Source organism: Emticicia sp., assembly GCF_049241225.1.
Classification (GTDB): Bacteria; Bacteroidota; Bacteroidia; order Cytophagales; family Spirosomataceae; genus Emticicia.
The window spans coordinates 15,350-25,671 of record NZ_JBMLRC010000315.1; the positions used below are offsets into that span (position 1 = coordinate 15,350).

Consider the following 10,322-nt stretch of genomic DNA (forward strand, 5'->3'; position numbering starts at 1 on the left):
TGGCAGGCGATTTATCAAGTTTCTACAAAGGCAGCCTTTCTATGAATCTTTTGAAAATGCACGGCCTTAATCTATGTTCATTGGGCGTAGTCGAAATTCCTTCTGGAGCTACTGATTATGAGGAGGTTACGTTTATTGATAAAGCCAAGCATTATTATAAAAAATGTATCATTCATAACGATAGGTTGGTTGGAGCTATCCTGATTGGCGATAAATCGGAGTTTCTCGAATTCAGAGATTTAATAGCTAATGGAATAGAACTCTCAGAAAAACGTTTGGCTTTACTTCGTTCGGGCAAAACCTCCGAGCCAGTTTTGGGAAAATTAGTTTGTTCGTGCAATAATGTTGGACAGGGAAATCTCCAAAACGCTATCAAAGGCGGATGCACTGATTTTGCTCAACTTTGCCAAAAAACAGGAGCAGGAACAGGCTGCGGAAGTTGCCGCCCCGAAGTCAGAATGATTTTAGAGAATGTTGGGAAAGAGGCATTGGTGGAGGCTTAAATTGTATTTTAACTAAAATCCCCCTTTAGGGGGCGGTCCGACGATTCGGTAGGGGTGTTATGAAAGATTTTTACACAGTCAGAATAAACTTTAAAGGCGGAATTGCTTCGCCTGGTGAGTTGAAATATATTTTAGAAGCGGCTCAAGAGTCGCAGGTTGATGAGGTGCGTTTTGGACTTCGTCAGCAGTTAATTTTTCATTTGCCACACCCATTTGCTCGAACTTTCGAGCAGAAAATGTTGGCTCAGAATATTACGTTTCAATCAGACGATAATGTTTATCCGAATATCATTAGTTCGTACGTAGCCGAAGAAGTTTTTCAGAAAGGCAATTGGCTTACCGAAGGTATCTACAAAGATATTCTCGATTTGTTTGATTATGATGCCAAACTAAAAATTAACCTATCGGATAACCAGCAAAGTTTTACACCTTACTTTTCGGGACATCTCAATTTTATAGCCTCTACAAATCCAAATTTTTGGTATTTATACATTCGCCTTCCAAAAACCAATAAAATTTTTAGTTTCGAGAAACTCATTTTCTCAAACGAAATTCCAAAACTTTGTAAGTTTTTAGAAGAAAAGATTGCAGGTAAAGAACAACAGTTCGAAAATAATATCGACCAACTTTTTAATCATATTCCATCGTTTATTTCACTCGAAAAAGAGACCGAACTCGAGCCTGCCAAATTTACATTACCATACTACGAAGGTTTCAATCGCTATGGTAAAAAATCTTGGCTCGGAATCTACCGCCGAAATGAATATTTCAAAGTGAAATTTTTAATAAAACTCTGTGAACTTTGTCAAGAAACCAAAATCGGTGAGATATGCCTCACACCATTCAAATCATTGATTATCAAAGGCATTGATGAGGTCAGTCGTGGAAAATGGAGTAATTTGCTTTCAGCATTCAACATCAATGTGCGTCATGCCGCCAATGAGCTGAATTGGCAAGTTGAAGATGACTCAGACGAAGCCCTTCGTCTAAAACTTGATTTAGTCAAAACCTTCGATGAGCAGGATTTACGAACTTTTGGACTTTGCTTTGGTATAAAAACTCGGCCACGTACCGAGGTTTATGCCTCGATTATGGTACAACGCCGCCGTTTTAAACTTTTTAATGCCATTCCGCTGCATTATGTTTATGATATTTCATATACCGAAGATTTCAATCCGAATGGCCGTACAAAAAAGTATTTCGAGACAAGTATTTTACGTTTTAACCTCAACGAACAACTACGTAGAAGTGTACTGGAATACAATAAAATGATTGCCGAAGATGCCATCAAAGCAGCAGGATTACGTGATGACCACAAAGAAGAGGAACTTGCCAAGCCAAGCACCAAAAAAGTACATCAGTGCAAACATTGCTTTACCATTTACGATTCAGATTTTGGTGATTTATTGAATGATATTCCTGCGGGGGTGCCATTTTCAAAACTTCCTGCCACTTACACTTGCCCAACTTGTGAAGCCGATAAAAAGGATTTTAAGGAAGTGGAAGTAAAAATGGAAATTATTTAAAAAAAGACCACGGAGGCATGGATTACACGAATTCACACCGAGAAATTACTCCATGATAATCTATGTAATCCGTGTCTCCGTGGTAAATAAATATATGTTTTCTATACTTAAAAGAATTCTTTGGCATAGATTTTCGTTAGTTTTGTGTAAATAATGGTTATTAGTCAGTCAACTCCCTAAGCAACCCAATCATAGAGTTAGGAAAGAAAACTTTACTGCTGTGGACTTGTCGACTATTGACCGTGGACTTTTAACAAACAAAACTATGTTGAAGAATTTTATTTTTTTGCTGCTTTTTCCAGTCATTACGTTTGCACAAAAAACAGTTGGTTTTTCGATGCCAGATAGTGCCGATATTTTTGTAGAATACGGCGATGGAAATATCTTAAAAAAAGCTACTGATTTAATCGAAAACCCTGATGCTCAAGCCTTTTTAGTAGATTTTCATAAGAAATACCCCAATACATTCGATAAAGACATTCGTTATGTTCAGCTGATTTCAGCCAATGTTGATGATTGGGAAATGAAACTTTACGACGACCGAAAAAGCCAGTTAAACTTCCTGAAAAACTACCCAAATCTTGCCAAACTCAATCCCGAGTTTCAGTCTTTGGTAGAAGCCAATATCCGTTGGAATTACTGGCATTTATTACTCGCTTACTCAATCATACGCAGTAATATTGATACAAAACTCACGCGTGTGGTGTCACTTCCTGCCGTAATGACCGAAGAACTCGACCCTGCAAAAATTAATGACGAAAAACTCATGATGGTCGAAAGTTATCGCAATTTCTTGCCGTTTTTCGTGACATACTTCAACTCGCAAGAACAGAAATTTGTTAAGTATTCCGACCAAGTAAAAGCTATTTCAGACAAAGGAAACTTTGCCCAAAAATACCTCAAAGGACAAGTTTTAGATTACACACTCACCAAATTGCTTTATGATAATTGCGGGAAAATCACGGCATCATCAGCTAAATTTTGGATTAGCCAAGTTGCGGCCAATGATTACCGAAATATGCTCTTGAACCATTGCAAAGAAACACTCAATAAGAAAGAAGAAGTTGCTAAAAAGAAAGATGAAGGCAAAGATAAATTACCACTTGGCACAAGCGACTATCCAGTTTTGACAGGAACAGATGGCAAACAGTTTAATTTTTCAAAATATAAAGGTAAAGTAGTTTACGTTGATTTTTGGGCGAGCTGGTGCGGGCCATGTCGTGCAGAATTTCCATTTTCAAAAAAGATACATGATGGCTTAACAGAGAAACAAAAGAAAAACATTGTTTTCTTGTATGTTTCGATTGATGAAGACCCAAATAACTGGAAGAGTGCGATTGATAATTTGAAGCTCAACAACGGCGACCACGGAATTTCGGAAGGTGGTTGGGCTTCGGGTGTTTGCCAGAAATACAAAATCAATAGTATTCCACGTTATATGATTATTGACAAGAGCGGAACGATTGTTCGCCCAGATGCACCACGCCCAAGTAACCCCGAAACTTTAGATTTACTTTTGAAGTTAATGGAATAGAAAGATGTTGTAGGTGAAGGCACAGACAATGACTTGTGAAAGTTCATTCAAATAATTTTGCAAGTTTTTCTAATCTTAGTGTAACTTTGTTTTATAAAATTCAGATTCGATGAAATATATCTTATTAATTCTGTTGGCAATTGCATTTGTACCTGCCATTCGCCGATTCTTATTCGAGATTTTGGTAGGAAATCAGATTGCTAAACAACAAAAACGCTACAACGATTTCATGGAAAAAGAGCGTGGCAAAGAAGGTGAAATCAAGGTGAAAACACCACCAACGAGTTCAAAAAGCAAAGGTTTTGAAGGTGGTCAATACGTTGATTATGAAGAAGTTAAGTAGAGCAGTTAGCTAAATTGTTCGTTTTATAGATTGATATGCTAAAAAAATATTTAAAACCAGCCTCTCTGCCAAACCAAGTAAGTTTGGCAGTTTTAATTTTACGTCTTAGCTTCGGCCTTTTGATGATTCCACACGGTTATGATAAACTGCAAGCATTCTTAGCTGGTAAGCACGATTTCCCAGACCCTCTGCATGTTTCGCCGATGGTTTCGCACGGTCTTACAGTTTTCGCCGAATTTTTCTGCTCAATTCTTTTGATTTTAGGATTATTCACGCGTCCAGCCCTCATTATTCTGCTTGGTTGCATGGCAATCATTAGTTTTTCAATTCATGGTGCAGACCCACTCGGCGACAAAGAACACGCACTTTTATATTTGTTTGCGTATCTCGCAATCTTCCTGATAGGTGCTGGAAAGTATGCTGTTGACGCCAAGATATTTAAGTAAAAAAGGCAGAAAATATTTCCGCCTTTTTACAAAATCTTTTAGTTTTCAAGCAAGCCATCTGTTACCCACTGCTTGATTTTCGCAATCTCATCAGCCGGAATCTGGGCAGTTGCATTGCGTGGCATAAAGCCCGTTGTGCCAGGCGTACGCTGAATACGATCAAGAATAGTAGCAACCTTTGCTTTAGCAGTTGTGTAATCGTCCCATTTATTAGGATTAGCCCCTCCGGATAGATGGCATGGTGTACACCTAGTTACTAAAATTGATTTGATGTCTTTGGTGTAAGTAAGTTTTGGAACAACAACCTCTTCTTCTTCCTTACAGCTAAGAATGGATGAAGTGAGCATTGCCGTGACAGCAAATAGGGCGATTTTTTTCATAAAAAAGAGGGTTTAACGGTTTAAATAATGGTAAAGAATTAAAGATGCTTGGCTTTAAAACTTAATGCCTATACGTCTAGTTATCAAAAAAGGTTGCGTCTTAATTTTATTTTGCAAGCTCAATCAAAATTTTTTACTAGTTTCAGCGAAATTCATGCTCAAAATTGCCTTTAATCCAATTTATCGACATCCCTTACCTGAGGGGCATCGTTTTCCGATGATTAAATATGAGTTAATTCCTGAGCAATTAATCTACGAAGGCACTTGCACTGAATCAAACTTCTTCTCTCCAGAGCTAGTAGATAAAAAATGGGTATTAGGGGTGCACGAAGAGAAGTACTTTAATGATTTAATAAACCTCAGCATTGACCCTAAGATGGAGCGACGAATAGGTTTTCCCGTTTCGGAAATGCTGGTAAAACGTGAGCTAGTCATTACGCAAGGAACAATCGATTGTTGTCATTTTGCTTTAGAATCTGGTGTTTCGATGAATATTGCTGGCGGAACGCATCATGCGTATGCCGATAAGGGTGAAGGCTTTTGCTTGCTCAATGATGTGGCTGTGGCAGCCAATTACTTGCTTGAAAATCAGATTGTTGAGAAGATTTTAGTAGTAGATTTAGATGTGCACCAAGGCAATGGAACGGCCGTGATATTTCAAAACGAGTCAAGGGTTTTTACTTTCTCAATGCACGGAAAAGAAAATTATCCACTGAAAAAAGAAATCTCGGATTTAGATATAGAGCTACCAACTTACTGCGAAGATGAGCAATATTTAAGTTTGCTTTACGAAACTTTACCCCGATTAATCGAACAAGAAAAACCACAATTTATTTTTTATATTTCGGGTGTAGATATTTTGGCTTCTGATAAATTGGGCAAATTAAAAGTGTCGATGGCGGGTTGCCGCCGACGTGATGAATTTGTTTTTGAACAAACGCTCAAACATAAAATCCCTGTTGTTGTTTCTATGGGTGGAGGGTACTCGCCTCGAATAGCCGATATTGTAGAGGCTCATTGCAATACTTTTCGTTTAGCTGAAAAAATGTACTTTTAAAAATTTAATTTTGAGTGTTTGAATGATAGAATGAGTGAATATTTTTCTTATTCAAATACTCAATCATTCTATCATTCCATCATCCTATCATTGATTACTTCATGATTAATTTATCCAAATACATCGACCATACATTACTGAAACCAACTGCCACTGAGATGGATTTCAGGAAATTGTGTGAAGAAATTTACCAAAATAGTTTTTACTCGGCCTGTGTACCGCCATTTTATGTGAGCTTTGTAAAAGAACTACTCGAATACGGCGATGCCAAAGTTTGTACTGTGATAGGTTTTCCATTGGGCTACCATTCTACTGAGGCGAAAATTACTGAGGCTAAAAAAGCATTAGCCGATGGAGCTGACGAACTCGATTTGGTTATGAATATAAATGCTTTTAAATCAATGGCTTATGAAACCGTAAAACAAGAAATAAAAGTTTTGGCCGAAATTGCCCACGAGAAAAAAGCCTTGCTGAAAGTAATCATCGAAACTGCCTATTTAGATAATTTTGATATCCGAATTGCCTGCGAAATTTGTGAGGAAGCAGGAGCCGATTTTGTGAAAACTTCTACGGGATTTGCTCCGAAAGGTGCTGATATTGAGCAAGTTAAGCTCATGCGTGAGGTATTGCCGAGTAATGTTCAAATCAAAGCATCGGGTGGAATTCAGACTTACGAACAAGCAATGGCCTTTATTGAAGCTGGAGCAACCCGACTCGGAACATCATCGGGCGTGGCTATTGTGAGTGGGGGAGTGGGTTATAGCAGTTATTAAATTTGGTTTTGCTTAAAAATATTGGCTGCCTTTAGCTATAACAATTATTTTCAATACCCCATTTCGGTGAGTGCCGCACGAGCTTTATTATCGACCGAAGTTTTATATTCATGATTTTTATAGGCAATGGCTTGTTCAAAATAAGCTTTTGCCTTATTTTTTTGCCCTTTTTGTTGCTGAATATAACCCAGTTGCAAGGCAGAATTTGGAGCAAAACTCCATTCTTGGCTACCTGTGATTGCTACCGACCTTTCAAAATAACTGGCAGCTTTATCAAACTGACTGAGTTTCTGAAAAATACGTCCAGCCCGATAATTAAACTCGGCTTGGTCTTTTGTATTGGTAAAATTCTTTTCTGATAAAGTAGAAAGCTCTTGTTGTGCTTCTTCAAAGTAGCCACCATCAAAAAGTAACCTCAGTTTTATTAAAGTTTTGCTCGGCAAAGTTTTCGTTTTCTGAAAATTTTCGTAAAACTTTTGTGCAGCTTTATCCGATTCTGCAATTGTATTTCCACCTTCGTTTATCTTCGATAAATACAATTTTGCTTTTTTGTCATCACCCATTAACCAATGGCACAAAAATAATTTATAATAAGTATCTTTCAGAAAAGTTTGCCCTTTAAAATTCCTAAGATAAGTTTGATACGCTGAAACCGCTTGCAGATAATTTCCTTTGAAAAGTTGTGTTTCGGCTTTGTACAATTCAAAGATTGGGAAATACAAATAATTTGCATCTTTGGGCGTTTTTTTTAATAATTCAATGGCTTGTTCGGTTCTATTATCTTTCAGAGAAATAGCCGTTGCTACCATATTTATATTCAAATTATCCGACTGACTATCAGCAAACTGAAGCATTTCTGCATTTTGTTTGGCATCATATTTCAGCACATAGGCTTGGATAAAAGTAGTGCAAAATCGAGCTTCAGTACCCCATATTTTGTCTTTAGCAGCCGTACGGAGCTCGTTCATGCCGAGTTGTATATTTCCACGAAGGCCGAGTAGTTTCGGAATCCATCTTTGTTTGTCCGGAACAGAACCAATCAACACGTGCAGGCATCCAAGCGATTTTAAACTTGGTAAAAAACTTGGAAACAATTTCTGATTTTCTTCGAGCAATTTATAAGCCTGTATTACGTTGTATCCTGCTTTTACCTCATGCCCAAATCTTATTTTTATCAAAGCCCAATGTAATTTTATTTCGGCTCTCAAAAAACGATTATAGGGCGATTTTTCATCCAAATCTTCAATTGCATCTAAGCGTTCATCTTCTTTACTCAATAATTTTTCATACTGTTTTTCATTCTCCGAATTAATCAACTCAGCCATATCAGCAAAATCTTCAATATAAATTCGGAATGGGTTCTTAGGATTTTCTTTGGCCAATAATTCTCTGCCCGACTGAACCCGTAATTTGAAAACTTCGGAATAGGCTTTTTGAAGATTGGGCGTAAAATCAAAATCGGCAGCGTTACAATTATTATTAAACTGTAAACAACAAATCAATAAAAAACTGATTATTCGGGTGATTTGGGAAATTATGTGAATATTTCGAGACTTCAATGTTTTGTTGATTGTTTTTATTAGATACGAAGTCGTTTTCAAATAGGATTTTTTACAAACAAAAATAGCCAAGTTTTCAGAATTAACGAAAACTTGGCTACTTTGCAATCGGTCTATCGACCGTTGACTATCTTCTAACAATCTCAATTGCATCAACATCAGCCAAAATACGGCCACAATGCTCACACACGATGATTTTCTTTTTGTCTTTAATATCAGCCTGACGTTGTGGCGGAACGATATTGAAACAACCACCGCAAGCACCACGCTTTACCATTACAACCGCCAAACCGTTTTCGGCATTGCCACGAATACGGTTATAAGCATTTACTAAACGCTCTTCAACGTTAGTAGCTGCCTTATCACGGCTAACAGTCAATTTCTTTTCGTCTTCTTGGCTTTCTGCCACCAAAACATCTAATTCCTTGCGTTTTTGTTCAAGGTCTTTCTTACGATTGGCCATCGCCGACTCAACATCAGAGATTTCGGTGTTTTTATTTTTAATTTTAAATTCAGTTTCACGCGTGCGTTTATCAGCCAACTGAATCTCCAACTCTTGTAATTCTAATTCTTTAGCAATCGCATCATACTCACGATTGTTGCGAACGTTCATTTGTTGGTCTTTGTATTTTTGAATCAATTTTTCGGCTTCTTTCTTACCTGCACGGTAGCCGTTTAATTCAACTTCCAAAGTTTCAATTTCTCTCTTGAACTTACCAATACGAGTTTCAAAACCAATAACCTCATCTTCCAAATCACGTACTTCGTCTGGTAAATCACCACGTAGTTTTCTCAATTCATCTAATTGTGAATCGATTGATTGAAGTTTAAGCAGTGTTTCTAATTTTTGTGCAACTGTTAATTCCATAATATCTAAAACTAATTTGGTTATTAGTTATTGGTTAATTGGTTAATTACGATTTACGAATGACGATTTACGAATGACGATTCAAGAAACTTATTAGTATATTATATCTCTCAAATTTATCGTTTATCCTCAATTAAATGAATTAAATATAGAATTTATAAGCAAAATTTAATCCAAAATATAGCCATCTTTGGAAACCAATAACAAGTAACCGATAACCAGTATCTATTTTTAATAATAATAATTGATTGGATTTGTTGGGGTTTCCGACAAATGGACTGCAAAGTTAGTGAATTTTTTACAAATATAATCTTTCAATAACTCTTTTGTGTATTGTTCCGACTCATAATGTCCAATATCGGCAATAATTATGCGTTTATCGGCATCAAAAAACTCATGATACTTGTAATCGGCCGTAATAAATACATCGGCCGCCTGCCCAATGGCATCGCCCAACAGAAAACCTCCCGAGCCTCCACAAACTGCAACCCTACGAATCGGTTTGTTCAAAAGCCTGGTATGACGAATAACCGACACCCCCATATTTTGTTTTAAATATGCCAAGAAATCAGTTTCTGAAATTGGCTCGCTCAATTCTCCGATTATTCCCGAACCAACCTCTGTATTTTGGTTTTCGAGCATGATTATATCGTGAGCAACTTCTTCGTATATATGCGTGCGGTGCATGGCCGCCAAAACCTGATTTTTGAGATAAGCAGGAAAAATAACTTCTACTCGGTTTTCGTGCACTTCTTCGTCAACATTCGCCGCTCCGATGGTCGGATTGGCTTTTTCGTTCGGTCGGAAAGCACCAGTTCCTTCAGACCTAAAACTTGCATGGCTATAATTTCCAATCACGCCAGCACCTGCGGCATGAAGAGCATTTAAAACTTCTTTTGTATTGTATACTGGCACAAAAACTATCAATTTCATCAAAACTTCACTCTTTGGAGCAAGAATTTTCACTTTTTCGAGTTTTAGTTTTTCGGCAATCTTGAAATTTACACCTCCAACCACACTATCTAAATTGGTATGGGTGGCATAAATTGCCACATCGTTTTTAATAGCTTTGATGATTGTTCGTTCGATGTAGTTTTTGCCCGTCAGTTTCTTTAGTCCCTTAAAAATAATCGGGTGATGAGCCACTACCAAATTACAACCTTTGGCAATTGCTTCGTCAATGACCTCTTCGGTCGAATCGAGCGTAACTAAAACACCCTTAACTTCAGTTGAGGCATCGCCAACGATTAAACCAGCGTTGTCGTAACTTTCTTGGTAAGCCAATGGAGCAAATCCTTCGAGGTAAGTTGTTATGTCTTTTATTGTCATTTTA

Annotated in this window: 11 protein-coding genes; 7 read left to right on the forward strand and 4 right to left on the reverse strand. The window is 37.4% G+C overall.

Annotation, left to right across the window (positions count from 1 at the left end; all coding sequences use genetic code 11):
* From ACOVO2_RS16750 to ACOVO2_RS16770, 5 genes are all read left to right on the forward strand, one after another.
* A partial coding sequence (locus ACOVO2_RS16750) for a (2Fe-2S)-binding protein (RefSeq protein ID WP_421771083.1) occupies window positions 1–503 on the forward strand: 503 nt, incomplete at its 5' end.
* A 59-nt stretch (window positions 504–562) separates the two neighbouring features.
* Complete coding sequence (locus ACOVO2_RS16755; RefSeq protein WP_421771084.1) at window positions 563–2,029, forward strand: rubredoxin; 1,467 nt, start codon at window positions 563–565, stop codon at window positions 2,027–2,029.
* A 265-nt stretch (window positions 2,030–2,294) separates the two neighbouring features.
* Window positions 2,295–3,563, forward strand: a complete 1,269-nt coding sequence (locus ACOVO2_RS16760; RefSeq protein WP_421771085.1) for a TlpA family protein disulfide reductase — start codon at window positions 2,295–2,297, stop codon at window positions 3,561–3,563.
* A gap of 109 nt (window positions 3,564–3,672) precedes the next feature.
* Window positions 3,673–3,906 carry a DUF4834 domain-containing protein gene (locus ACOVO2_RS16765; RefSeq protein ID WP_421771086.1) on the forward strand — a complete coding sequence of 78 codons (234 nt, stop codon included), beginning with the start codon at window positions 3,673–3,675 and terminating at the stop codon, window positions 3,904–3,906.
* A gap of 35 nt (window positions 3,907–3,941) precedes the next feature.
* Window positions 3,942–4,352, forward strand: a complete 411-nt coding sequence (locus ACOVO2_RS16770; protein WP_421771087.1) for a DoxX family protein — start codon at window positions 3,942–3,944, stop codon at window positions 4,350–4,352.
* A 38-nt stretch (window positions 4,353–4,390) separates the two neighbouring features.
* Here the strand turns inward: ACOVO2_RS16770 and ACOVO2_RS16775 are convergent, their stop codons facing one another.
* Window positions 4,391–4,732 (reverse strand): c-type cytochrome, encoded by a 342-nt coding sequence (locus ACOVO2_RS16775; protein WP_421771088.1) that lies wholly within the window; start codon window positions 4,730–4,732, stop codon window positions 4,391–4,393.
* Between the two features lie 154 nt (window positions 4,733–4,886).
* Between ACOVO2_RS16775 and ACOVO2_RS16780 the strand changes: the two genes are divergently transcribed.
* A complete protein-coding gene (locus ACOVO2_RS16780; protein ID WP_421771089.1) occupies window positions 4,887–5,789 on the forward strand; it encodes a histone deacetylase in 903 nt (300 codons plus the stop codon).
* A 101-nt stretch (window positions 5,790–5,890) separates the two neighbouring features.
* Window positions 5,891–6,562 (forward strand): deoxyribose-phosphate aldolase, encoded by a 672-nt coding sequence (gene deoC / locus ACOVO2_RS16785; RefSeq protein ID WP_421771090.1) that lies wholly within the window; start codon window positions 5,891–5,893, stop codon window positions 6,560–6,562.
* A 50-nt stretch (window positions 6,563–6,612) separates the two neighbouring features.
* Here the strand turns inward: deoC and ACOVO2_RS16790 are convergent, their stop codons facing one another.
* The 3 genes from ACOVO2_RS16790 to ACOVO2_RS16800 all read right to left on the reverse strand — a co-directional run bounded on the left by ACOVO2_RS16790 (window position 6,613) and on the right by ACOVO2_RS16800 (window position 10,318).
* The gene (locus ACOVO2_RS16790; RefSeq protein WP_421771091.1) at window positions 6,613–8,163 is read right to left on the reverse strand and encodes a tetratricopeptide repeat protein; all 1,551 of its coding nucleotides are present in this window, start codon (window positions 8,161–8,163) and stop codon (window positions 6,613–6,615) included.
* Between the two features lie 85 nt (window positions 8,164–8,248).
* Entirely contained in the window at window positions 8,249–8,989 is a 741-nt protein-coding gene (locus ACOVO2_RS16795) for a zinc ribbon domain-containing protein (protein ID WP_421771092.1), read from the reverse strand.
* 231 nt (window positions 8,990–9,220) lie between these two features.
* Window positions 9,221–10,318, reverse strand: a complete 1,098-nt coding sequence (locus ACOVO2_RS16800; protein WP_421771096.1) for a Nif3-like dinuclear metal center hexameric protein — start codon at window positions 10,316–10,318, stop codon at window positions 9,221–9,223.
* Window positions 10,319–10,322 lie beyond the last annotated feature (4 nt).

Bases quoted from the DNA above. Each gene is read 5' to 3' on its own strand.
- ACOVO2_RS16755 (WP_421771084.1), top strand. From the start codon at position 563: ATGAAAGATTTTTACACAGTCAGAATAAACTTTAAAGGCGGAATTGCT.
- ACOVO2_RS16765 (WP_421771086.1), top strand. From the start codon at position 3,673: ATGAAATATATCTTATTAATTCTGTTGGCAATTGCATTTGTACCTGCC.
- ACOVO2_RS16775 (WP_421771088.1), bottom strand. From the start codon at position 4,732: ATGAAAAAAATCGCCCTATTTGCTGTCACGGCAATGCTCACTTCATCC.
- ACOVO2_RS16780 (WP_421771089.1), top strand. From the start codon at position 4,887: ATGCTCAAAATTGCCTTTAATCCAATTTATCGACATCCCTTACCTGAG.
- ACOVO2_RS16800 (WP_421771096.1), bottom strand. From the start codon at position 10,318: ATGACAATAAAAGACATAACAACTTACCTCGAAGGATTTGCTCCATTG.
- deoC (WP_421771090.1), top strand. From the start codon at position 5,891: ATGATTAATTTATCCAAATACATCGACCATACATTACTGAAACCAACT.
- ACOVO2_RS16760 (WP_421771085.1), top strand. From the start codon at position 2,295: ATGTTGAAGAATTTTATTTTTTTGCTGCTTTTTCCAGTCATTACGTTT.
- ACOVO2_RS16770 (WP_421771087.1), top strand. From the start codon at position 3,942: ATGCTAAAAAAATATTTAAAACCAGCCTCTCTGCCAAACCAAGTAAGT.
- ACOVO2_RS16795 (WP_421771092.1), bottom strand. From the start codon at position 8,989: ATGGAATTAACAGTTGCACAAAAATTAGAAACACTGCTTAAACTTCAA.